The organism is Paenibacillus sp. Z6-24, assembly GCF_054161335.1.
The window spans coordinates 4,882,697-4,905,849 of sequence record NZ_CP096398.1 but is presented as its reverse complement, the minus strand read 5'-3'; the positions used below and the strand labels follow the sequence as shown (position 1 = coordinate 4,905,849).

General features: G+C 49.7%; 20 protein-coding genes and 1 other RNA gene. 19 read left to right on the top strand and 2 right to left on the bottom strand.

The window, feature by feature from the left end; genetic code table 11:
- The 9 genes from M1D61_RS21185 to M1D61_RS21145 all read left to right on the top strand — a co-directional run bounded on the left by M1D61_RS21185 (nucleotide 1) and on the right by M1D61_RS21145 (nucleotide 9,356).
- Nucleotides 1-168, top strand: a complete 168-nt coding sequence (locus tag M1D61_RS21185) for a hypothetical protein (RefSeq protein ID WP_458120510.1) — start codon at nucleotides 1-3, stop codon at nucleotides 166-168.
- A gap of 89 nt (nucleotides 169-257) precedes the next feature.
- Nucleotides 258-1,562 (top strand): phosphopyruvate hydratase, encoded by a 1,305-nt coding sequence (gene eno / locus M1D61_RS21180; RefSeq protein WP_458120509.1) that lies wholly within the window; start codon nucleotides 258-260, stop codon nucleotides 1,560-1,562.
- A 337-nt stretch (nucleotides 1,563-1,899) separates the two neighbouring features.
- Nucleotides 1,900-2,130, top strand: coding sequence for a preprotein translocase subunit SecG (gene secG / locus M1D61_RS21175; RefSeq protein WP_046216258.1), 231 nt, complete (start codon nucleotides 1,900-1,902; stop codon nucleotides 2,128-2,130).
- 626 nt (nucleotides 2,131-2,756) lie between these two features.
- Nucleotides 2,757-5,420, top strand: coding sequence for a ribonuclease R (gene rnr, locus M1D61_RS21170; protein ID WP_458120508.1), 2,664 nt, complete (start codon nucleotides 2,757-2,759; stop codon nucleotides 5,418-5,420).
- A 308-nt stretch (nucleotides 5,421-5,728) separates the two neighbouring features.
- On the top strand, nucleotides 5,729-6,211 hold the full coding sequence (gene smpB, locus M1D61_RS21165; RefSeq protein ID WP_017814892.1) for an SsrA-binding protein SmpB: 483 nt from the start codon (nucleotides 5,729-5,731) through the stop codon (nucleotides 6,209-6,211).
- Between the two features lie 400 nt (nucleotides 6,212-6,611).
- Nucleotides 6,612-6,977: a transfer-messenger RNA gene (gene ssrA, locus M1D61_RS21160) on the top strand.
- A 91-nt stretch (nucleotides 6,978-7,068) separates the two neighbouring features.
- Nucleotides 7,069-7,266: a hypothetical protein gene (locus M1D61_RS21155; RefSeq protein ID WP_458120507.1), complete on the top strand. Its 198-nt coding sequence runs from the start codon at nucleotides 7,069-7,071 to the stop codon at nucleotides 7,264-7,266.
- On the top strand, nucleotides 7,259-7,837 hold the full coding sequence (locus M1D61_RS21150) for a zeta toxin family protein (RefSeq protein WP_458120506.1): 579 nt from the start codon (nucleotides 7,259-7,261) through the stop codon (nucleotides 7,835-7,837). The genes M1D61_RS21155 and M1D61_RS21150 overlap by 8 nt, the downstream gene beginning before the upstream one ends.
- Nucleotides 7,838-8,195: 358 nt before the next feature.
- The gene (locus M1D61_RS21145) at nucleotides 8,196-9,356 is read left to right on the top strand and encodes a cobalamin-independent methionine synthase II family protein (protein ID WP_458120505.1); all 1,161 of its coding nucleotides are present in this window, start codon (nucleotides 8,196-8,198) and stop codon (nucleotides 9,354-9,356) included.
- Between the two features lie 117 nt (nucleotides 9,357-9,473).
- Here M1D61_RS21145 and M1D61_RS21140 read toward each other — a convergent pair whose 3' ends face one another.
- Nucleotides 9,474-9,923 carry a hypothetical protein gene (locus M1D61_RS21140; protein ID WP_458120504.1) on the bottom strand — a complete coding sequence of 150 codons (450 nt, stop codon included), beginning with the start codon at nucleotides 9,921-9,923 and terminating at the stop codon, nucleotides 9,474-9,476.
- A 248-nt stretch (nucleotides 9,924-10,171) separates the two neighbouring features.
- Between M1D61_RS21140 and M1D61_RS21135 the strand changes: the two genes are divergently transcribed.
- The 7 genes from M1D61_RS21135 to M1D61_RS21105 all read left to right on the top strand — a co-directional run bounded on the left by M1D61_RS21135 (nucleotide 10,172) and on the right by M1D61_RS21105 (nucleotide 17,654).
- Complete coding sequence (locus M1D61_RS21135) at nucleotides 10,172-11,416, top strand: mechanosensitive ion channel family protein (RefSeq protein ID WP_458120503.1); 1,245 nt, start codon at nucleotides 10,172-10,174, stop codon at nucleotides 11,414-11,416.
- Between the two features lie 261 nt (nucleotides 11,417-11,677).
- Nucleotides 11,678-12,763 carry a winged helix DNA-binding domain-containing protein gene (locus M1D61_RS21130; RefSeq protein WP_458120502.1) on the top strand — a complete coding sequence of 362 codons (1,086 nt, stop codon included), beginning with the start codon at nucleotides 11,678-11,680 and terminating at the stop codon, nucleotides 12,761-12,763.
- Between the two features lie 341 nt (nucleotides 12,764-13,104).
- Nucleotides 13,105-13,323 (top strand): hypothetical protein, encoded by a 219-nt coding sequence (locus M1D61_RS21125; protein ID WP_046216243.1) that lies wholly within the window; start codon nucleotides 13,105-13,107, stop codon nucleotides 13,321-13,323.
- A gap of 111 nt (nucleotides 13,324-13,434) precedes the next feature.
- Entirely contained in the window at nucleotides 13,435-14,139 is a 705-nt protein-coding gene (locus M1D61_RS21120) for a PspA/IM30 family protein (RefSeq protein WP_458120501.1), read from the top strand.
- Between the two features lie 540 nt (nucleotides 14,140-14,679).
- Nucleotides 14,680-15,711, top strand: a complete 1,032-nt coding sequence (locus tag M1D61_RS21115) for a TFIIB-type zinc ribbon-containing protein (RefSeq protein ID WP_458120500.1) — start codon at nucleotides 14,680-14,682, stop codon at nucleotides 15,709-15,711.
- On the top strand, nucleotides 15,708-16,505 hold the full coding sequence (locus tag M1D61_RS21110; protein WP_458120499.1) for a TPM domain-containing protein: 798 nt from the start codon (nucleotides 15,708-15,710) through the stop codon (nucleotides 16,503-16,505). The genes M1D61_RS21115 and M1D61_RS21110 overlap by 4 nt, the downstream gene beginning before the upstream one ends.
- A gap of 111 nt (nucleotides 16,506-16,616) precedes the next feature.
- Entirely contained in the window at nucleotides 16,617-17,654 is a 1,038-nt protein-coding gene (locus M1D61_RS21105) for an SPFH domain-containing protein (protein ID WP_458120498.1), read from the top strand.
- 281 nt (nucleotides 17,655-17,935) lie between these two features.
- Here the strand turns inward: M1D61_RS21105 and M1D61_RS21100 are convergent, their stop codons facing one another.
- Nucleotides 17,936-18,823, bottom strand: coding sequence for an SDR family oxidoreductase (locus M1D61_RS21100; protein WP_458120497.1), 888 nt, complete (start codon nucleotides 18,821-18,823; stop codon nucleotides 17,936-17,938).
- A 102-nt stretch (nucleotides 18,824-18,925) separates the two neighbouring features.
- On the opposite strand from M1D61_RS21100, the gene M1D61_RS21095 reads away from it, so the two are divergent.
- The 3 genes from M1D61_RS21095 to M1D61_RS21085 all read left to right on the top strand — a co-directional run bounded on the left by M1D61_RS21095 (nucleotide 18,926) and on the right by M1D61_RS21085 (nucleotide 22,549).
- Nucleotides 18,926-19,318: a MerR family transcriptional regulator gene (locus tag M1D61_RS21095; protein WP_458120496.1), complete on the top strand. Its 393-nt coding sequence runs from the start codon at nucleotides 18,926-18,928 to the stop codon at nucleotides 19,316-19,318.
- Between the two features lie 314 nt (nucleotides 19,319-19,632).
- Nucleotides 19,633-19,860, top strand: coding sequence for a MerR family transcriptional regulator (locus M1D61_RS21090; protein ID WP_017814909.1), 228 nt, complete (start codon nucleotides 19,633-19,635; stop codon nucleotides 19,858-19,860).
- A gap of 307 nt (nucleotides 19,861-20,167) precedes the next feature.
- Nucleotides 20,168-22,549: a polyprenyl synthetase family protein gene (locus M1D61_RS21085; RefSeq protein WP_458120495.1), complete on the top strand. Its 2,382-nt coding sequence runs from the start codon at nucleotides 20,168-20,170 to the stop codon at nucleotides 22,547-22,549.
- The last annotated feature ends 604 nt before the right edge of the window (nucleotides 22,550-23,153 follow it).

Here is a 23,153-nt window from a genome sequence, read left to right as displayed (position 1 = left end):
ATGAATAGATTCGAGGCAGGTGTCATGCGTGCAGGATCAGCAGATGGGAACGGCTGTGAACTGATCACTTGCAGCCGCGAGGAAATCTGTGTGTACCATGACCGAGCTCATGTCATCGAATCCTATTCCGTAATGGACGCTGATAAATATCGCCTGCTGACCGGTTAGCAGGAAGTGGGCCTGTTTCTCGGCTTCATTTTATAAATCAAGGATCATACAGATCCAAATTACTTACCTAAAAAGGAGACTTTTTACTCATGACGATTATCTCTGATGTATACGCACGCGAAGTCCTCGACTCCCGTGGTAACCCAACTGTTGAAGTAGAAGTATATCTGGAATCCGGCGTACTGGGCCGCGCAATCGTACCATCCGGTGCTTCCACCGGTGCTCACGAAGCTGTTGAGCTTCGCGATGGCGACAAATCCCGTTACCTGGGTAAAGGCGTACTGAACGCTGTTAAAAACGTAAACGAAGTTATCGCACCAGAAGTTATCGGCATGGACGCTGTAGATCAACTGCTGATCGACCGCAAAATGATCGAGCTGGACGGAACGCCTAACAAAGGCAAACTGGGTGCTAACGCAATCCTGGCTGTATCCATGGCTGTAGCACGTGCTGCTGCAGAAGCTCTGGACCTGCCACTGTACATCTACCTGGGCGGATTTAACGCAAAACAACTGCCAGTACCAATGATGAACATCATCAACGGTGGTGAGCACGCGGACAACAACGTTGACGTGCAAGAGTTCATGGTTATCCCTGCTGGCGCTACTAGCTTCAAAGAAGCTCTGCGTACAGGTGCTGAAATCTTCCACAACCTGAAATCCGTACTGAGCAGCAAAGGCCTGAACACTGCTGTAGGTGACGAAGGTGGTTTCGCTCCTAACTTCACTTCCAATGAAGAAGCACTGACTTCCATCATTGAAGCGATCGAAAAAGCGGGTTACAAACCAGGCGTTGACGTATTCCTGGGTATGGACGTAGCTTCCACCGAGTTCTACAAAAACGGTAAATACGAGCTGGCAGGCGAAGGTAAATCTTACACTTCCGCTGAGTTCGTAGACCTGCTGGCTTCATGGGTAGAAAAATACCCAATCATCAGCATCGAAGATGGCTGCTCCGAAGACGACTGGGAAGGTTGGAAACTGCTGACCGAGCGTCTGGGCGAGAAAGTTCAACTGGTTGGTGACGATCTGTTCGTAACGAACACTGAACGTCTGGGCCGTGGTATCGAAGAAGGTATCGGTAACTCCATCCTGATCAAAGTTAACCAAATCGGTACTTTGACAGAAACATTCGATGCAATCGAAATGGCGAAACGTGCTGGTTACACAGCAGTTATCTCTCACCGTTCCGGTGAATCCGAAGACAGCACAATCGCTGACATCGCTGTAGCGACTAACGCTGGTCAAATCAAAACAGGTGCTCCTTCCCGTACAGACCGTATCGCGAAGTACAACCAATTGCTTCGTATCGAAGATCAACTGGGTGAACTGGCGAAGTACGATGGCCTGAAATCCTTCTACAACCTGACTGAGCACAGAGGTCTGACGAAGTAATTATTGCTTCGGTTCGCAGCGCATGTCCTGGCTGATACCAGCCAAACGTGACTGCGCCACCCTGCTCTGTTTATACTGAATATACGTGCCGATGATACGGCTCTCGAACGGTCTGGGCCGCTACTTAGCCGTAAAAAGAGTCGTATCACCGCACCGCCAGCCATCTGCATATGCAGGTGGCTGGCTTTTTTATTGCTGATTCAGGCGAGTTCCGGCTTCCAGCCATTGCTATAAGACGCGAATTTATGCTAAACTATAAATGCTGTTTCTATAACATGATTCGTGATTTTATACCATTTATAGATGTTCGGCGCATTCGCTCTAGGAGGTGGAATTCATGCAAACAACTTTGCAAATCTTGCTCACTATTTTTTCCGTTGGTCTAATTCTCGTTGTATTACTCCAAAAAGGTAAAAGTGCTGGCCTGTCCGGTGCCATCTCCGGCGGCGCTGAGCAGCTTTTCGGCAAAACCAAAGCACGCGGGATGGAATTGGTACTGCAGCGCGTAACGATCGGTCTGGCAGCAGGCTTCTTCATTCTGGCGGTTCTGGTCGCTGTATTTAGATAAATAGGCAGGTTATGAATAACCGGCTTGAGTATTGTAGGAATAGCCCATTATGGTGAAGATTATTTTCACTGTAATGGGCTGTTTTTATGCAGTCTGTTCATAAAGAGTTCATAGAGCCGGACTATACTTGGAACTGTTCCCGAGCTTGTCCATTATTCCCATGTAAGTTGAAGCAAGACCGAAGTCCATGATGTGCAAGACCTTTTGCGGTCCATTCGTCACTCCTTACCAAGGAGAGAGTGACAGATGGACCGCCTTTTTATACATGAATGGTATAAATGAAACGAGCTGTCTATGCGTTTCCGGCTATCGGTCTGCCAAAAGAATCACTCATTTTATAAATCAAATATACCAAAATGGATTCATCTAGCATCACAAAACGACAGGTTCCAACTGAATATTTGATCGGAAATAAGGGGTTTCGATTAATTTAGTGTATACTAGGGTATGTGTATACTAAATGGAGCATGAACCGCCCGAAGAGGAAAGGGCAGAGATCCTGTGAGCGGACTGGGTTTGATCTTCTTCATCACCGACACAGATCCGCTTGTATCGCATCGCAAATGAGGATTACATACGAACCCGATGCACATAATCACTGCTGACGGTTGGCCGAGGTGAAACCAATGATTACAGAAGAACAACTATTAACATTCATGCGTACTGACGCATATAAACCCATGACGTACCAGGAGCTGGAAGAGCATTTTCAGATTGAGGATGCCTCGGAGTTCAAAGAACTGGTCAAACTGCTCAACAAGCTGGAAGATGCCGGCGATATCGTTCTGAACAGTGCGAACGCTTACGGCGTACCCGAGCGTATGGACCTGGTCCGTGGACGCGTACAGGCTCACGCCAAGGGCTTTGCTTTCCTGATTCCGGAAGACCGGGAGCACGGAGATGTATATATTAATGCCAATGACCTGAACACAGCCATGAACGGAGATACCGTACTGGTGAAGGTGACTTCCCGCAATACATCCGGTGGACGGATGGAAGGCGTCGTCGTGCGTGTGCTCGTTCGTAAAAACACCAAAATTGTAGGTGTGTTCCAGGCACTCGATACGTATGCTTTTGTGCTGCCGGATGATAAGCGGATCAACCGCGATATCTTTATCCCCAAGGAGTCCTTTGGTGGAGCGGTAGACGGAGAAAAAGTTGTCGCCGAGATTATCAACTATCCGGAAGGACGCGCAGCGGCTGAAGGACGCGTAATCGAGGTACTCGGACACAAGGATGATCCGGGTGTCGATATCATCTCCATTATCCGCAAGCATCAGCTGCCGGAAGCATTCCCTGATGAAGTAATGGATGAGGCGCAGGCTGCGCCGGATGAGATTACCCAGGAAGAGATTATCCAGCAGGGACGCCGCGATCTGCGCGGCAAAAATATCGTGACGATCGATGGCGAAGATGCCAAGGATCTGGATGATGCGGTTAACGTCGAGCGTCTGGAGAATGGCAACTACCGTCTGGGCGTCCATATCGCTGATGTCGGCTATTATGTGCGTGAAGGCTCTATGCTCGACAATGAAGCCTACAATCGCGGCTGCAGCGTCTATCTGGTAGACCGTGTTATCCCGATGCTGCCGCATCGCCTGTCCAACGGGATCTGCAGTCTGAATCCGCAGGTGGATCGTCTGACGCTCTCCTGTGAGATGGAGTTCGACGAGAACATGAAGGTAGTCAGCCATGACATCTTTACCAGTGTGATCAAGACCAAGGAACGGATGACATACAAAAACGTACGTCGCATTCTGGAAGATGAAGATCCGGAGCTGCTGGAACGGTATGCTCCGCTCATCGATGACTTTAGACTGATGCGTGAGCTCGCCATGAAGCTGCGTGACAAGCGGATTCGCCGCGGCGCGGTTGATTTTGACTTTGAAGAGTCCAAGATCATTCTGGATGAAAAAGGCAAGCCGATTGATATCGTGAAGCGTGAGCGTTCGGTCGCCGAGCAGATCATCGAGGAATTCATGCTGGCAGCCAACGAGACGGTCGCTGAGCACTTCCACTGGCTCAAAGTGCCATTCCTGTACCGTATTCACGAGAACCCGGATCAGGAGAAACTACAAGGCTTCCTGGCGTTTGCTGCGAACTTTGGCCATGCGGTCAAAGGAACAGGCAATCTGATCCACCCACGGGCACTTCAGCAGCTGCTGGAGCAGATCAAGGGCGAGAAGGAAGAGACTGTTATCAGTACCATGATGCTGCGGTCGATGAAGCAGGCCAAGTATTCCGCAGACAGTACCGGTCACTTTGGTCTGGCAGCCGAGTATTACAGCCACTTTACTTCCCCGATCCGTCGTTATCCCGATCTGGTCATTCACCGGGTCATCCGTGAAGTGATCGAGAATGGCGGCAGCGGACTCACACCGGAGCGTCAGGCGTATCTGGAGAGCCGGATGCCGGACATCGCCCAGCAGTCTTCCGAGCGCGAGCGCGTAGCGGTAGATGCCGAGCGTGATACGGATCAACTGAAAAAAGCCGAATATATGCTGGACAAAGTCGGCGAAGAATTCGAAGGCATTATCAGCAGCGTGACCGGGTTCGGTATGTTTATCGAACTGGAAAATACGGTTGAGGGCCTGATCCGCCTCGGTATGCTGACCGACGATTATTATCATTTCGACGATCAGCATATGGTACTGCTCGGGGAGCGCACTTCCCGCGTATTCCGTATCGGGGACAGCGTGATCATTCGCGTCGCCAACGTCAATATGGACGATCATACGATCGATTTTGAACTGACCGATATGCCGAAAAGCAATCGCCGTCCGGGTGGAGATCGCGGAACACGCGGCGGTGGTGACCGCGGTGGACGCGGAGCACAGGGTGCCCCGAATGGTGAGAAGCGCGGTGGCAGAGGTAAGAACAAAAACGCCAAAAAAGCCGAGCGCTTCGGCAAGGCAGCGAAAGCTGCCAGAGGTCCCAAAACAGACAAGCCGGTCAAAGCAGCACCAGCGGCATCTGCTGCAGCTACCCCGGCAGCAGGAGAAACAGCCGCAGCAGGCAAGCGCAAACGGAAAAAAGATAAAGGCATCGGGTTCTCTTCCCCGTCATCCAGTGGCGGCGGTCAGGGCCGGAACTTTGCCTTTGGTTCCGGTAAAGGCGGATATGACAGTCCTGTCGTCTCCAACAAAAAGGGCAGCGGCCGCAAGAAAAAAGCGACCGACGCAGGCCCTGGTTCAGCCGTGAGTCCGGCAGCTCCTACAGGAGAAGCAGGAGCACCGGCAGGACGCCCGCGACGCCGCAAGAAAAAGAACCCAACACAAAATCCGGAATAAGCCACATCATCTGTGATGTGTACCGACATGGACCGGCTTCATACGATCCGCTCTGCCAAAATGAGAGCAGCGGACTGGCAGAAGCCATCGACCGGTACAGATGCAGACAATGGGCATACGGATAAAATAGAGACGGGAGAGGCATATTCAGCAAGTAGAGATGCCTCATGCAGCAGACCGCAAGCAGGCAGTGCCGGGACCCGTAAGCGAGGCCCCGGCCTTCTTGCTTTTCCCCGGATCGCTTGCTACAATAAATGACCACAAGCCCCTGCGGTGGCAGGGCATTTTCCGGGAAAGGAGGAATACAGATGGCGACCAAAAAAGGTGAAAGCAAAGTACTTGCCCAGAACAAAAAAGCTTCCCACGATTACTTTATCGAGGATACGTACGAAGCCGGCATGGTGCTGACCGGTACCGAGATCAAGTCGCTGCGCCGCGCACGCGCGAATATCAGTGACGCCTTTTCCACGATTCGTAATGGAGAAGTGTTCCTGCACAATATGCATATCAGCCCGTTCGAAGAAGGCAACCGCAGCAACCCGACCGATCCGACCCGTACGCGCAAGCTGCTGCTGCACAAAGAGCAGATCAGCAAGCTGATCGGCGCATCTAAGCGTGACGGCTATACGCTGGTACCGCTCAAGATCTATATCCGCAACGGCTACGCCAAGCTGCTGATCGGCCTCGGTAAAGGTAAGAAGCAGCACGACAAGCGTGCGACAGCCGCCAAGCGGGATGCCCAGCGGGATATCCAGCGCGCAGTGCGTGACAGCCAGAAGATCGGCCGCTAGGCTGCAGAGAAGAACAGGGTAGCTGGTGAGATGGAGAGAGGTTAGATTCCCGGAAATAAGGGTAATAACCGATATGGTAAATGACTCTCTTGGCAGATGGTCACTTGTTGGTGAGAGCTGGTGTACAGCAGGATGATCGAATCGGTGAGAAGCCGATCGGTATTCTCTGTCAGCTGACTGGAAACGACAGGAAATCCGCCTGTACAGCTACCCATTTGCAGCCAAATGTGGTATAATCAGAGTCTATGGGAAATGCAAAAGCATCTGGCCACGTGCCGGATCGCCGATGAATTTGCCCGGTGCAGTCCTTTCTATGGAGGGAAAGACTGCATGGATGATTGTTTTCGAATAACGAGACTCATGTTCTCGAATTCGTCTTAATCCAATCCCTTTTTATCAAGGGGGCGTTTTTTGGATTCGACGGGGGTAGGTCGGGCATGAGTAGCGGGTAGTGGGGACGCGTCCGCTTTATCAACGCTAAAGCCTATTAAACGGCAAACAACAAACTAACTACGCTTTCGCAGCTTAATAACCTGTGAGCGTGCTCTCGCCTCGCATCGCCCATGTGCCAGGATGAGGGCCCAACTCTTAGTGGGCTACGCTGTCACATCTCCGCCTGGGGTGTGCTGAAGAAGATAATCAGGCTGACCCAACGTAGAGCCGGTTACAGGGCGCTACTCGGGTGACATTAAATCTGTGACTACACCCGTAGAAGCTTGTGTTGCGTTATCTTCGGACAGGGGTTCGACTCCCCTCGCCTCCATATGAGCAAGACAAAAGCCATCAGCCAGTAATCTGGTTGATGGCTTTTTGGTTATGATATAATTGTTGTAAATTACGGAGTTGGAGGGATTAAAATGCCTGCAAATCGAGAGCAGCTTCAGGAAATTTTGAAAAGGGCGAATCAACATGCACGGAAACAGGCCAAAGACTTGGGCGCATCAATATATTATATAAAGAACAACAAGCGCGTTCGCGAAGATGCTGAGGGAAATAAATTCGAAATTGTGTTTGATGCTGCTGGAAAACGTCAGGAATTTGAATATCATGAGTAGTAACACTTCCCCCATCATGACAGTCTTCGCCGGTACTAATGGAGCTGGGAAAAGCACAATTAGTCTGCAAATGAGAAACTGGTTGGGAGAGTTGGTTGATCCAGACCAAATTGCGCGGGAGCTGAAACCGGATGATCCGCGAAGTGCCGATCTGTCTGCCGGGAGGGAAGCTGTAAAAAGAATTCGTTCGCTTATCCAGCAAAAGAAGCATTTTGCCATTGAAACTACACTATCGGGTACCTTTGTTTTAAAGCATATGCAAATTGCTAAAAATTCCAGTTATGAGATTGTTGTCTACTATATCGGTCTACAAGATGTCCAGATGCACATAGACCGCGTAGCTTCTCGTGTTGAACAGGGAGGGCACTGGATTGCGGAAGAAGATATTCGTTTTCGGTATGGTCAATCCTTGCAGAATTTAAAACCTGCTTTGTTGATTGCAGACCAAGTAATTATTATTGATAATACATATGAGCCTTCCATTGTAGCTGAGATTTCTAATGGCAAAATGATCTACTGTACTGACTTGGTACCTAAGTGGTCAGAGTCCGTGCTCCTTGAGTATAGATGAGCAGGTAACGCGAAGATTACTATCAGATCTTCCGAAATTTAAATTGTGTGTGTCTGCAAAAGTTTTATTTCTCTAATTTCTATAGTAAAAGCCTGTTTAATAAGTAGGCTTTTATTTGTAGGCAGAATGAAATACTCAGCATCAATAATTATTTTGTTTTGAACTTTAAATAGCATAGCAGAGGGATCAGCAAGTGACTATTTATACTGCTTCCAATACATGACCAACTTCATTCTACTCTGCCATAGCCCCAACCTATAACCAGATATGACTTTTAAGCTTACGTAAAAACTCCCCCACTCGTGCTACAATCAAAATACTATAACCGAGCATAATTCACACCAAGGGGGACTTTACAATGAGTGATAAATTTCAAATCGTAGGCAGCCTGCTGCGTCCGGCAGAACTGCTAGAATATAAAACGCAAATCGAGCATCGTGACGATATCCAGTACCCGTTTTACCAGGAATTCGATGGTTACCAAGAGTGCGAACACCGAGCGATCCAGACTGTAGTTGAAAAGGAAATCCAGCATGACCTGTCGATCATCACGGATGGTGAGTATTCCAAGTCGATGTGGCATCTGGACTTTGTGTGGGGATTCCAAGGGATTGATCGGTATATTGCGGATCACGGCTACTTTTTCCGTGATACGGACGGCAGTTCCAAGTACGAGACGCGCAAAGACATCGGGCTGCGTATCACCGGTGAACTCGGCGGCAAGAATCACCACTTTATCGAAGTATTCAAAAAGCTGAAAGAGCAAGCCGGCGATCGGGAGACCAAGCTGTGTGTACCTTCTCCATCCCACATTTTCGGGGAGCTGTCCTGGTCGGATAATATTGGTGGCGCAGATGCCGTGTACCAGACGCAGCAGGAGCTTAAGGCAGGTCTGGTCAAAGCGTACAAGGAATTCGTGGAGGAGTTTGCTGCTGCGGGCGGTACAATTCTGCAGTTCGACGACTGCCTGTGGGAGCTGTTTGCGGATGATAATCCGAACTCTCCATACACTGGCGAGAATATCGATCAGGAGCAGGTACAGGCACTTGCAGCGGAGTTTATCGATATCAGCAACATCATCATCGATTACGGCCACAGCTTCGGTCTGAAAATGTGGACGCACAACTGCCGCGGTAACTACGATTCCCGCAACATGGGCGGCGGCTCGTATGTGAAGATCGCCAACCTGTTCCTGAAGCAGCTGAAATACGACCGCTTCTTCCTGGAGTGGGATGACGATCGTGCAGGTTCGCTGGAAGCACTGGCTGTGTTCAAAGACAAGCCGGAGACGGAAGTGGTACTGGGGCTGCTGTCCTCCAAGACTCGCACGCTGGATGATGAAGAGCGTGTGCTGCGTCTGCTGGATGAAGCGTCGAATATTATCGACAAGGACCGTTTGCTGCTGTCTCACCAGTGCGGATTTGCTTCCTGTGATGGGGGTAATGAGCTGACAGAAGACGAGCAGTGGGCGAAGATCGATCAGGGGCAAAAGATTGCTAGTCAATACTGGGCGAAGTAAACAGCCTGATTATTTCGAGGTTAATGGTAGTATGCTGCAAGGACTCCAAGTCATGCAGTATTGCTCTTATAGGTAAAATGAAAAAGCTGCTGACCCACAATTGGGTTGGCAGCTTTTTTAATCGATATTAGATAATAACCATTTGTTGTTGTCCTTTTTAAAAGTATACATTTTAGAGACGGGATTATTATTCTCATAAGTAACATTGGCAGACAGCGAAGCTTGAGTTTTCGTGATATCGCCAATATGCATGATCTCCATATTGGTAATCTTTCCTGTTCCCATGATTCCTTGAATAGGAGAGTCAGTAGTGAAAAACTTCATATACGCCTCTTTATTCAGATCATTCGTATATTGGATTGATCTATTCACCAGCCGTATAATTTCAAGTTGCTCGCCTGTATATGGAGATTCATCTACCATAACTTGTGGACGATTTTGCTTGGTCATAGTAGTGCTGGAGGCCGCTTGGCTATCTGGAGAGGGGGCAGTTAATGGTTTACTACATCCTGATAAAGCAGCTGTACATACAATGCATATAAGTAATGCAGATTTATACTTATTCATTAGATCACTCCTTCTCTATAGTAGACGCAAAAGAATGATGCAAAGTTTGTGTTATACAGAGAGTTTTATATTAATTTCTTTTGGGAAAAAGAATTATTCATTGTAGAGAGAGATCTCAGGATCAATAGAAAGCTGCCAAACAGAATCCGATCTTTCTCAAAGCAGATCTGATTATTTGCCAAACTTTGTTTACGGCTGCTAACTCCTTTATAATAATAGGTTACTATGTACTGTGACAGGAGGAAGCGATGGGATTTATCAAACAACAGCTGGACAGCCTTGGGGTGAACGGGCTTGCCAACATTTATACAGCAAATATCATCATGGTTCTTTTTATAGCCTTGCTCTGCATACTGGCTAATTTTATAACCAAAAAAATCGTCCTGCGGACGATTATTCATATCGTGAACAATAACCGGTATACCTGGGACAAGATTGTGGTCGAGAAAAGGGTCTTCCACAATCTGTCCCATCTCGTACCGGCGATCATTATTTATTTTGCGGCATCGATCTTCCCCGCGTATCAGGTATTGATCGAGAAAGCGGCCATGACGTATATGATCGTCATTACGATCACCGTACTGAATGCGCTGCTTAATGCGTCTGAGGCCATTTACCGTTCCTATGAAATCTCTAAGATCCGGCCGATCAAGGGGTACATTCAGGTGATCAAGATCGTGATGTTCATTATCGGGGGCATTGTGGTCATTTCCAATCTGATCGGTCAGAATCCATTGATCATTCTGAGTGGACTCGGTGCGCTATCCGCTGTGCTAATGCTGATTTTCAAAGATTCGATCCTCGGTCTGGTGGCCGGTATTCAGCTATCCTCGAATGATATGGTTCGTGTCGGGGACTGGATTGAGATGCCCAAGTATGATGCGGACGGAGATGTGGTCGATATCACTCTGAACACGGTCAAAGTTATGAATTTCGATAAGACGATCACGATGATCCCGAGTTATGCACTCATCTCGGATTCCTTTAAAAACTGGCGGGGGATGCAGGTGTCCGGCGGTCGCCGAATCAAGCGCAGCGTTCATATCGATACGAGCAGCATCCGCTTTTGTAATGAGACGATGATCGCGGAATTCCGCAAAATTCATTATCTGAGCGATTATATTACCAAACGGCTGGAAGAGATCGAGCGCTATAATGCAGAACACCAGATTAACCGGGGCAGCAATGTCAATGGCAGACAGCTGACGAATATCGGGGTATTCCGGGAGTATATTCATCAGTACCTGCGGAACCACCCGCAAATCCACAAAGATATGACCCTGATCGTCCGGCAGCTGGCTCCGGGGGATAACGGACTTCCGCTGGAAGTCTATGCTTTCAGTAATGATATCAGCTGGGGAATCTATGAGACGCTGCAGGCGGATATTTTCGACCATATCTTTGCGGTGGCGCCGACCTTTGGACTGCGGGCTTTCCAGAATCCGACCGGGCATGATATTGTGCAGCTCAAGGAGAGCAAGCCGCTTTCGTGAAGATAACGGGCGTGTAACCATGCTCAACTACACACACGCAGCAGGCTAACAGATACAGGAAGAATCCTTATTATGAAAACAGATTGCCTTCTCGGCATCGTCATCATACGGATATATTTTCAACTATTCAACAACCCTGACAAACAGCTGTCAGGGTTGTTTTGGTATGATACAAGCATATCGGTACACCAAAGGTATACTGAACTTGGAATATATCCAGTTAAGTAGGATCGCATAGTCGGAAAAGACGAGGAGACCAGTATGGAAAATAAAGAGATCGCTTATCATCGCCTGCGCAGTCAGCGTATTACCCGGGTGGAGGAAAAGACACCTGCCGAGGTGGTGCAGCGATTGGGCGCGGTGCAGGCACAGGATTATGCTCAGGCCCTGTGGGCTATTGGATCGCGTATGCATAGTGGCAGTGTGGCCGCTGTGGAACAGGCGATAGCCAACCGGGAAATCGTGCTGACCTGGCCGATGCGCGGTACATTGCATTTTGTGCGTGCCGCCGATGCCCGCTGGATGCTTCAGCTGCTGGCATCCCGTATTTGGTCCAGACTCCGGGACAAGCTGGAGCAGCAGGAGCTGAAATTCAAGCAAATGATGCTGGCCGAGAAGATCATCCACGATGCGCTGAGAGAACACAAGCGGATGAGACGGGTGGACCTGATGAAATTACTGGAATATGAAGGTATTGCCACTGCAGATGGGCAGGGCTATAACGTGCTGTTGTATTTGGCCCATAGCGGGCTGATCTGTATGGGTCCGCTGGAGGGCAAGCAGCAGACCTTTGTGTTAATGGAAGAATGGCTGCCCAAAGTCCGGGATTGGAGTATGGAAGAGTCACTGAGAGAGCTGGCGACACGCTATTTTACAGGACATGGACCGGCAACGGTGTACGATTTTGCATGGTGGTCAGGGCTGCCCATGGCAGAAGCCAGAAAAGGCGTGGAAGCGGCTCGAATGAATCTCCTTTTGGAAAAGTACGAAGGTGTGGAATACTGGATGGGAGCAGATCATGCGGTCGCAACCGAGCCGGATGATGCTGTTCATCTACTGGCAGGCTATGACGAATATTTGCTGGGCTACAAGGACAGAAGCGCCATCGTAAAAAAGGAATACGGTCCGCTAATTTCCGGGAAAAATGCTGTATTCACACCAATGCTGGTGGTGGACGGCGAAATTGTCGGCTTATGGAGACGGAAGATTCGAAAGGAAAAAGTCGACATTTCCATTCATCCATTTACGGAACTGAAGATCGGGGAGCAGGAGATTCACGAGGCCGCTCGGCGCTACAGCGAATTTATGAATCTGACATTATCCGGGTTGAATATAGACAGAGTGTAATTTCCCAATGGAAAACAGGTTGGGAAGACGCGTCATTTTGAGGCACATTTGCTTTTGTATCCCAAATAACCAAATAATCAAATAAACGCTATTCCTGCAAAAGGCTCCCGCTTCATTGGGAGTCTATTTTACGATTATGAACTATAGATTACGCGGGCCAAGCGCCCGTTTCGGATCGGATAGGTGGCTTTTAGGCCTGTTTTGTAATTTATAATAGGACGTTCATTATGGATTCGATGGGCTGCTTGTTGTGACAAATGATATAGAAACGGTCTCTACAAATTTAAAATAATAAAATATACTGAAATTATTTTGGAGCAGCCAAAAGGAGGAATACATCCATGGCGATCAGCCGCGAATATGTATCACAGGATTATGTGATCCAGCAGGTGACAGAGAAGTTTGCCTGCCGGGTATTATGGAGCGAAGGGCGTCCCTGCCTGGAATATGCCAGCGAGGAGCAGCTGAATGAGATTACGAACTATGTGCGCAGCGAGTTGGATTGGGATTTGTACGATGTGTTTTTTACATCATTAATAGCCCTTACTGAAGAAAGCTGATCCTTGCATGCAATAGCCCAATGGCAAGCATCTCGTCAAGCAGCTGAAACCTGTACGCCGTAATTGGTGTAATATAGTGTAATTGACTATTTTCGATAAGGGGTGAACAGGATGAGTGTATGGACACGATTCAGAGATGTGATGAAAGCCAACGTAAACAGCCTGCTGGAGCGTTCAAACGATCCGGAAAAGGATGTGCAGACCTATCTAAGCAGCATGAACAGCGATCTCGGCCAGATCAAGGCAGAGACAGCAGCGGTTCTCGCCGAACAGAGCCGGACGCAGCGAGCGCTGAACGAGAGCAGTGCAGAGATCGCCAAGCTCCAGCGCTATGCCGAGAAATCCGTTCAGAACGGCGAAGAGCAGAATGCACTGCAATTTCTGCAAAAGAAAGCGAGCCTCACCGCAGCGCACGCTGATCTGCAGGCTGCCCATGAACGAGCTTCTGCCAAAGCCGATACAATGAAGCTGATGCAGGACAAGCTCATGCAAGACCTCGCCCAGCTGGAAGCTCGCTATACCGAACTCAAAAGCAAGATGGCTCAGGCCAATGCCCAGCAGCAGGCGAGTGCACATCACGGCTCTGCCAGCAGCACCGAGCAAGCCCTGCAGGCGATGGAACACAAGGCAGCCATGGCACTGAACGAAGCAGAAGCACTCGCCGAACTGCGCGGCGCTTCCCAGGAAGAAGACCTGGACGTCCTCATCGCCCGCCTGGAAAAAGGGATGAACGCCCAACCTGATCCCGCATCCAGCCAAGCGACACCGGAACAGGAACTATCTTCCCTGAAACAACAAAACGCCAGCAGCCACTGATCTGCCGGATGCATAACTTATCCATTCTACTGTGAAAATATACCGATAGCAGTGTACTTAATAATGTGAACGTGATTTGTTCATTCGCGGATTGTGTACCTTATGATCTACGGTCTTACATTGTCTACGCGTTTGTCTTATTCACCGTTTTGCTTTATTCATAAGGTTGCAGATTACTACTTCTCCATATTAAAGAGACAGAAAAGAAATTAACATTAAAACTCGCCATGAGCAGCCAATGTACAAACACGATTGATATCCCAACACCTAACGCAAGAAAGGAAATAAGAGCAACGGACGACCTTTAAGCCTGGAGATCCCCATTTCCAATATCCCATTCAAGGATCTCCAGGCTTAACCGGAGGACGTGCTCTTATTCCTTTCTGAAGTGGGTAAAGCAATATCGCCGCCTGTGGATTTATCCATCCCCACCATTTGTCCGATACAAATAAAGGCAGCTGCATCTCCCTCCCATTCTCCCCAGGAGAACATCAGCAGTATGCCAACCAAAAGAAAATATGTTAACAGTGAGGTGAGCCAATGCCCGTAATAGACTACAAATGCCCCAACTGCGGCAGCAGCATGATGTTTGACAGTGCGACCGGAGCGCTGTCCTGTCCGAGCTGCGGACGGCAGGACAATATCGAACAGCTGCCGGACCCGCTGAAAAAGCAGGTATTTACCGAAAATGAAGTGCAGCAGTATCACTGCCCGAGCTGCGGCGCGGATATCGTGACCGAGCCGGAGACGAGTGCGACGACGTGCAGCTTTTGCGGATCGGCGGTTGTACTGGGAGACCGGCTGGTCGGAGATCTGGCGCCGGATACAGTCATTCCTTTTGCGATCAGCAAGGCGCAGGCGGAAGAAGCATTCCGGAAATGGTGCCGCAACGGACTGCTGACACCGGCCGGATTCATGAGTGCGGACCGGATCAAGAGCATGACAGGGATCTACGTGCCCTTCTGGTTATATGAATTACATAACCTGGTTGAAGTGTACGGCAAAGCGACCAGGGTAAGAAGTTATACGCAGGGAGACTATCAATATACGGAGACCCAGCATTACGATGTGTACCGCAAGCTGCGGCTGGATTATGTGAATCTGCCGCTGGATGCTTCGGAAAAGATGAACGATGAACTGATGGACAAGCTGGAGCCTTTTCCATACGAGCAGTTAAAAGAATTCAAAACCCCGTATCTGGCCGGTTATATTTCGGAGAAGTACAGCTATGACGACGAGCAGCTGGTTCCCCGTGCCAAGGAGAAAACGAAGCCGTATATCGATTCTTCGGTCTCCCAGTCGCTGTCCGGATACAGCAGTGTGAGCTATACGGACAAGCAGGTGGATACAACGGTGCGACGGGCGGATTATGCCCTGCTGCCAGTCTGGCTGGTGAATTATGATTTTAAGCAAAAAAATTACATGTTCGTGATGAATGGACAGACCGGCAAAGTCGTCGGCAAGCCTCCGCTCAGCAAAGGCAAGATCACCGCATGGTTCGCAGGCATTACCGCCGCTGCATTACTCGGTATGAAGTTCATCTCCTGGGCGCTGGGAGGGGATTTCCTGTGAGAAGTTATCGTATCCCTCTCTTCATGTTGGCAATGGTACTGCTGCTGGGTCTGGCTCTGCCGATGGTTACCCATACAGCGGTGGCAGCCACATCTGCAGCCGAATCGAAAAAGCTGATCTATGATCAGGCAAATCTGCTCCGTCCACAGGAAGAAGAGGCACTGACCCGGCTGGCTAGACAGTATGCACCAGAGCGCCAGACCGACTTTATTATTTATACGACCAACAATCCGGAGGGCCGGGATGTCGTGAAGATGACAGAGGACCTGTATGACCGCAAAGCGTTTGGATATAACCAGCCTTATGGCAATGCGGTGATCCTCACCATGGATATGTACAACCGGGAAATCTACCTGGCCGGCTTTGGCAAGGCGGAGCAGGAATTGAATGACAGCAGGCTGGACAAGATTCGTAACAAGATTACCCCGGATCTGGCAGTGGGCAATTATGGCATTGCTTTTGAAAAGTATATCCAGCTCTCTTATGACTATATGGGATACAAGTTCGGGACCACTCCGGACAATCTGTTATTCCAGTTCTGGTTCCAGCTGCTGGTAGCGGCGGCGATCGGCGGCATCATCGTCTGGATCATGGCATACCGCTCTGGCGGCGTCATCACGGTCAGCCGTGCCACCTATGAAGATTCCAGCGTCTCCGGCGTGCTGGACAGCTACGATAATTACACGCATACTACCGTTAGCAAGCGCAAAATCGAGAAGAGCAGCAGCAGCGGAGGCGGCGGAGGAACGAGCAGCGGCGGTCATTCGCACAGCGGCAGCCGGGGTTCCTTTTAATCAGTCGTTCAAGGCAAAAGTCCAGATATACAGTGAACCTATAGCAAGCAGCCAGCCAACAAGGCGGCTAGGATGTGTACATGAATATTCAAACAGAAGGGATGCGGGAATATGGGATTTTTCAGAAACCAGTTTGCCAATGTAGTCGAATGGGAAGAATTCAGAGACGATATGATTTTCTGGAAATGGAACAACCGCGAGATCAAAAAAGGCAGCAAGCTGATCATCCGCTCCGGTCAGGATGCCATTTTCCTGAATAACGGTAAAGTGGAAGGCATTTTCAAGGACGAAGGTTCCTTTGATGTGGATTCGGATATTATTCCGTTCCTGTCCACGCTCAAAGGGTTCAAGTTCGGCTTCAACAGCGGCATGCGGGTGGAAGTGCTGTTCGTGAATACGAAGGAATTTACGGTGAGGTGGGGAACGCAGAGTCCGATCCTGATTCCGACGCCGCAGCTGCCGGGCGGGATGCCGATTCGTGCGAACGGTACGTTTAATTTTAAAGTCAGCGATTATGTCGCCCTGATCGATAAGGTAGCTGGAATCAAGCAGAGCTACGTGGTCGAAGATGTCAAAATCCGTATCACCGCCGTACTGGATCAGCTGCTCATGAAATGGATCAGCCGGGAAGGCAAGGACATGTTCAATCTGCAGGCCAATGCATCGGATATTGCGAATGGTATTCGTGAAGATCTGGATATGCAGATGATGAGTATCGGGATCGGAATTACCGGCTTTCAGGTGATGAGCTTCAACTATCCGCAGGAGATTCAGGATATGATCACTAAGACCGCTTCCCACGAGATGATCGGCAATATGCAGAAATACCAGCAGGTCAGCATGACCGACGGCATCGCTTCGGGTAAAGTGCAGGGCGGCGGTACGGCGGCCGATATGGCCGGTATGATGATGGGCATGAATATGGCAAACGAAATGATGAAGAATATGAATGGAAGTAATCCAAATCCGTCCAATGCCAATCAAGGACAAAATCCCTCTTCCGGTCAGCAGACGGGTGGCGGGCAAAATAATGCGCCGACTCCATCATCTGCCGAAGGCGGAATCAAGCCCAACTTCTGCCCGAACTGCGGCACCAAAAATGAAGGTTCCAAATTCTGTCCAAACTGCGGATACAAGCTGGCAGAGTAAAATAGTCAAGTACAATAAACCGATGGATCAGCCAGCGGGAGGGCAGTCAGAATTTTGCCATCCAGTCGCGAGTTAAACAGACCGAATAATGAAATCAGCTTGTAGACGAAATAGTATATTATAAAATAAATGCACCCCTGCAAATGCTCATTGCATAACCGTACAGGTTAACGAATGAGCATGCAGGGGTGCATTTTGTATAACAAGATCACAGCAGGAACACCATCATCTGAACCTGTATCCGAACCCGAAAAATCGAATATCCGACTACATCACAACGATCAGGATGTAGTAAAATAATGTCCCTGCTCCAGATCGGCAATCAGGCCATGCTGTACCGGTGTCCAATCCATCCATTCACGGGTAAGCATGCTGGATATCGGCATATCAGCAGACGCGGCAAAATGAATCCAGCCAAAGTGATCGGCTGCTTCATCCGGAGTAATGCTTACGACCGGCAGATTCAGCTTCTGCCCAATCACCTCGGCAATCTCGCGAAACGGAATCTCTCCTTCATCCACACCGTGCAGACGCGTACCGGGTACTGCCTTTTCCAGTGCCTTGCGGAACAGCACAGCCGCATCCAGGCGATGCACCGCACACCAGCGGTTGCTTCCATCACCGATATACGCGGATACGCCCTTAGCGCGTGCAATATCGATTAAAGTCGGCACAAATCCGTAATCTCCCACATCATGTACTGAAGGCGCCAGTCGGACCATGGATGCATGTACACCACGCTCAGCCAGTGCAGGAACGGCTTTTTCCGCATACCGGATAGCATGTGGAGAAGGCTCATCCTTTTCCGTACCGATACGCCCTGGAGCGAGCATCAACGCGCCCGAAGTCAGTATGATCGGTTTGCCCGTACCTTCCAGCTCCCTGCCCATCGCTTCGATCGCCAGCCGGTCAATCTCATTGGCCGCTGCATAATTGGAGAAGTCATGGATAAAGCCGAGATGGATAATACCGTCCGCTTCCCTGGCCGCCTGGCGCAGACTGTCGGCATCTTCAAGTGAACCTCTATGGACGGCTGCGCCCGCTGCGTTTAGTAGGTCTGCGGCCTTGTCCGACCGCGCGAGACCGGTCACTTCATGCCCTGCCTTGAACAATTCCTGCAGCACCGCAGTGCTTACAAATCCTGTTGCTCCTGTTACAAATACTTTCATCGGTAAATCCTCCTTATGGGATCGAAATTCACTTACCGGTTCAGCATAAAGTATAGAGTTCACTCTATAGCAATACCCGGATTGCGGAAGTATACTAAAAACATGGAGACGATATTTTCAAGTAAACAAGCTGCCGAACAGACAGGACTGAGCGTGCATACGCTGCGTTATTACGAACAGATGGGTCTGGTTCACGGGATACAGCGCGATGGCAACGGCTACCGCCAATACACGGAATCGGATATCAAATGGTTTCAGATCATCAGGTATTTTCGGGATATGGGAATGCCGCTTAAGGAAATGCAGCAGTTCATCGCTATGGGTGACAGCGGGGCCAGCACCGCCCGGGTACGCCGCGAATTTATGGAGACTTACCGCGCCCGGATCGTGGAGCAGCAAAAGGAACTGGAGCGCGCACTGCGAAGAGTGGATGATAAAATCGAATTTTTCAGAGATCGGGAAAGGATGGAGAACGAACAGCAGATCCGGGTTTAAGATGTGGGATCACTCCCTGCACAGAGCGAAGAAAAGAGAATTCTACCGACGCCCGACATTTAAGAATGGAGATCGACTGCTGCAGGCGGTCATTCATGATCTCCATTCTTAACCGGAGGAAGTGGTAGAATCTCTTTTCGCAGCGGTGTAAGCTACCCATACCTAAATAAACACAGAAACGAAATTCCTCCTGCATCAACGACAAAATCTTCAAATCCAGCAGATTTTGAAGAAAAACACAACATAAATGTGATATAATGGAATGATTCGGTCAGGAAACGTTTTTGGCTGCGAATAGGAAGGGTTGCCAATCTATGCAGGTATTCAAGGACTGGAATCTGAAAGTGAAAGAAACCTTTAACGCGACCAGTAATGAAGTAGTATTAACGGTCTCGGAAGCGGGAGCTCTACTGGGTATGTCCAAAGATCAAATGAAGGTCTACGTCGATAAAAACAAGCTGACCAAGGTGCCGATCATGCGAAGTGTGCATCGCTACCTTTTACTCAAAAGTGAATTAGATGAGATTGTTAAGCAAGCCTAACCGTTATCGGTACCCCATACCACCATCAGACCATCAGCCGCAGTCCGGTTGGTGGTTTTGTTGATTTCCGACTCATTTCTGACGATAGAAGGAGAAAGAGAGCAATTCGTAACCCCATTCCTGTTTTCCCGTATTATCCTGTACATATGAACGTCTACGACTACTACATGATGCGAACCATCCGAATGGGATCAGGCCTCTGTATCCCGATTATCCCTGATTATTAAATATAACAAGTAACGCTTAACTGACATGTCCCTTCGGAAACGTACCGGATGACTATTAAATAGAATTTGAGGGATTTCTGATGAATGAGAAATTTATAAACTACGCGGATACCGGTTACCAGTTGGCTGAGCAGAAGGCTGCGGACTACTTTGCACAATTGTACGAGCAGGTGAATGCCAAGACGTATATATCGTCCCTGACCGATGATTTTCACCTCTGGAAAAAGAACCATATTCCGCTGAATTCCTGGCTGTCCCGCTTTTCCCGCCAAAAAGCGCCGGATGCCAGAGACTACCACCGGTACATCCAGTGGCTGAACATCACCGGCAAACTGGATAACTATCTGAACCGCAGTGTATCGTACATCTATATGCGCGATCTGGGTCGTGCGCTGGATTCGCCGGAAACGGAAGCACGGATTCAGGAAGTGATCGCCAGCCTGCGCAAGCGGCTCGTGAATCCCGAAGCCGGTCCACAGGGCGATATTATGATGTTCATGAGTATGGATGGTGTCTACCGCTGGGCGCAAAAGGAAAACATTGAGCCGGCGATCATTTGGATGATGAACAAGCTGAAGAATGTCACTGCCCATATTCCGGAAGAGCTGAGTGCCGAGCAGGCGCAGCGCAAGCTGATCAAGATCATTGTCGGCGTCGTGCTGCATGCGATCGAGGAGATGGAGGATAGCGTGCCGCAGGCAGAGCGCAGCCGCCGTCTGGATGAAGCGGTGCGCCTCGGCTATTCCTACGGACTGACGTATCCTTTTGTAGATGATATTCTTGATTCCACGCTGCTCACCGTGCAGGAGAAAGAGCAGTATTCGCGTCTGATCCGCACCGCGCTGCTGACCGGCACGGTACCCAAGCTGGGCGACTGGTCGGGCAATCATTTGGAGCTGATCCGGTATATCCATTCCGAGCTGCGGGAAGCATTTGAGTATATTCAAAGCCGTCAGCAGCCAGGAACGCAGCGGATCTTTTTTGAACAATCGTATGTATTCTTCCAGTCTCAGGATATCGATCGGACACGGGATCTGAATAATAACCGCTATACGAATGAAGAGCTGTACATTCCGGTTATTCTTAAATCATCCTGCTCCAGGCTAGTGGCCCGTTCCATTATCGGTGCGCCGGAGGATGAGGGATTCGACCATCGGATGTTCTGCTACGGCATTTATAACCAGCTGGCCGATGATTTTGCCGATATGTTCGACGATATGGAGGCCGGCTCGGTTACGCCGTATACGTATTATCTCAAATACCACAGCCAGCGCAGCGATCTGGTCAACCCTTTTGAACTGTACTGGGCGGTTATCGCCCATCTGATCCACAATGTATACGGCAATGACCACCGAACCCGCGAAGTGATTCTGGACCGGGCGATTAACGGACTCAAGCGTGCGCGCGTTCGTCTCGGTGATGCCAAATACGATGAGACCATGGGCATTCTGACAGCAGGCATCCCGGCATTCAACCGGCTGATCCAGCAGATGGTGTCCAAGGCAGAGGATGTGGATTTCTTTGACAAACTGCTGCGCGACCAGATGCTGAACAGTCTCAAGCAGGATCGGGAAGAGCAGGAGCACTTCCAGCAGACTCTTCAGACCGTGAGACAGCAGATCAACGACACGCTGCTGCTGGACAAAAAGCAGGGATTGCTGCCGATGAACGAACGGCTCATCGACGCAGCCAACTACAGTCTCGAAGGCTCCGGCAAAAGGCTGCGCCCGATCCTCGCCTGGGTGATGGGCGTGCATCATTACGGACTGGATGCACAGGCGCTTATGCCTCTGCTGCGATCGCTCGAATACATGCATACCGCTTCGCTGATCTTCGATGATCTGCCTTCCCAGGATAATGCGCCGACCCGCAGGGGCCGGGCAACGCTGCATGAAGTGCACAACAGCGCCACTGCCGAGCTGAGCGGATTGTTCCTCATCCAGAAAAGTATCCGTGAGCAGTCCTCGATGGATGGATTCGACGCCAGAGCCGTGCTGAACCTGATGCAATATTCCACCGAAAAAGCGGAACAACTTTGCACCGGCCAGGCGATGGACCTGGAGGCCCGCGGTCAGGCACTGACGCTCGAACAGCTGAATACGATCTGCTTTTATAAAACCGGCGTAGCCTTTGAAGCTTCGCTCGTGATGCCTGCACTGCTCGCCCGGGCCGGGGACGAGGAGATTCAGGTGCTCCAGACATTCGCCTACCACGCCGGCATTGCCTTTCAGATCAAGGACGACCTGCTCGATCTCGGAGGCGATGTACGGGTCATCGGCAAGCCGGTCGGTCAGGACGCGCAGAACAACAACTCCACCTTTGTCTCCATTCTCGGGGAAGAGGACGCCCAGAAAGAGATGTGGAATCACTACTGCTGCGCTATGGAGGCGCTGCGTAACCTGCCGAAGGAAGTGCCTTTCCTGAAGCATCTGCTCGATTACATCGTGCATCGGGATCGGTAAATTATAATTTTCCACGGCTGTCTGCTGCTGAACAGGAGACCGTCTGCATACTGTAATTTGTATGGTTATGGGAGCCAAGTGTTCTAATGAAAGGCACTGTTATTGCTGCGGTGCCTTTTTGTTTTGAGTCTGAAATAGTAAAGTGTGCTGTGTAGTAATATGTGTATGGTGGGATGCTTCATCCACTCAGAAAGGAATAAGGGAATGTCCTCCGGTTAAGCCTGGAGATCTTGAATATTAGGAGTGAAGGAAGATCTCCAGGCTTAAAGGTCGTCCATTTCCCTTATTTCCTTTCTTTCGTTCTGTGCGTATGCATTCTGTGCAAAGTGGTATATCATTTTATACGGTATACGGCAATAAAATACGAAGTATGAACACAGAGGACATGCAATAAAACGCACGGAGCGCAGGGGAGGGAATCATACCATAGGTCGACATTTAAGAATGGATATTCACCGCGATCAGCGGTATTTCAAAATATCCATTCTTAACCGGAGGCCGCCGGTATGATCCCTTCCCGGAGCGGCAGTTGCTACACCCGTCGCGTTCCCTAACTACTGCCATTTTTCTGCACACCCGTACAGCTCACAAATCAGCCACAACT

Excerpts from the sequence above, each read along its gene's own strand:
- M1D61_RS21120 (WP_458120501.1), top strand. The coding sequence starts at position 13,435 with ATGAGTGTATGGACACGATTCAGAGATGTGATGAAAGCCAACGTAAAC.
- M1D61_RS21155 (WP_458120507.1), top strand. The coding sequence starts at position 7,069 with ATGCCTGCAAATCGAGAGCAGCTTCAGGAAATTTTGAAAAGGGCGAAT.
- M1D61_RS21095 (WP_458120496.1), top strand. The coding sequence starts at position 18,926 with ATGGAGACGATATTTTCAAGTAAACAAGCTGCCGAACAGACAGGACTG.
- M1D61_RS21090 (WP_017814909.1), top strand. The coding sequence starts at position 19,633 with ATGCAGGTATTCAAGGACTGGAATCTGAAAGTGAAAGAAACCTTTAAC.
- M1D61_RS21140 (WP_458120504.1), bottom strand. The coding sequence starts at position 9,923 with ATGAATAAGTATAAATCTGCATTACTTATATGCATTGTATGTACAGCT.
- M1D61_RS21135 (WP_458120503.1), top strand. The coding sequence starts at position 10,172 with ATGGGATTTATCAAACAACAGCTGGACAGCCTTGGGGTGAACGGGCTT.
- M1D61_RS21125 (WP_046216243.1), top strand. The coding sequence starts at position 13,105 with ATGGCGATCAGCCGCGAATATGTATCACAGGATTATGTGATCCAGCAG.
- eno (WP_458120509.1), top strand. The coding sequence starts at position 258 with ATGACGATTATCTCTGATGTATACGCACGCGAAGTCCTCGACTCCCGT.
- M1D61_RS21100 (WP_458120497.1), bottom strand. The coding sequence starts at position 18,823 with ATGAAAGTATTTGTAACAGGAGCAACAGGATTTGTAAGCACTGCGGTG.
- M1D61_RS21185 (WP_458120510.1), top strand. The coding sequence starts at position 1 with ATGAATAGATTCGAGGCAGGTGTCATGCGTGCAGGATCAGCAGATGGG.
- M1D61_RS21130 (WP_458120502.1), top strand. The coding sequence starts at position 11,678 with ATGGAAAATAAAGAGATCGCTTATCATCGCCTGCGCAGTCAGCGTATT.
- M1D61_RS21150 (WP_458120506.1), top strand. The coding sequence starts at position 7,259 with ATGAGTAGTAACACTTCCCCCATCATGACAGTCTTCGCCGGTACTAAT.
- M1D61_RS21115 (WP_458120500.1), top strand. The coding sequence starts at position 14,680 with ATGCCCGTAATAGACTACAAATGCCCCAACTGCGGCAGCAGCATGATG.
- M1D61_RS21145 (WP_458120505.1), top strand. The coding sequence starts at position 8,196 with ATGAGTGATAAATTTCAAATCGTAGGCAGCCTGCTGCGTCCGGCAGAA.
- M1D61_RS21105 (WP_458120498.1), top strand. The coding sequence starts at position 16,617 with ATGGGATTTTTCAGAAACCAGTTTGCCAATGTAGTCGAATGGGAAGAA.
- rnr (WP_458120508.1), top strand. The coding sequence starts at position 2,757 with ATGATTACAGAAGAACAACTATTAACATTCATGCGTACTGACGCATAT.
- secG (WP_046216258.1), top strand. The coding sequence starts at position 1,900 with ATGCAAACAACTTTGCAAATCTTGCTCACTATTTTTTCCGTTGGTCTA.
- M1D61_RS21085 (WP_458120495.1), top strand. The coding sequence starts at position 20,168 with ATGAATGAGAAATTTATAAACTACGCGGATACCGGTTACCAGTTGGCT.
- smpB (WP_017814892.1), top strand. The coding sequence starts at position 5,729 with ATGGCGACCAAAAAAGGTGAAAGCAAAGTACTTGCCCAGAACAAAAAA.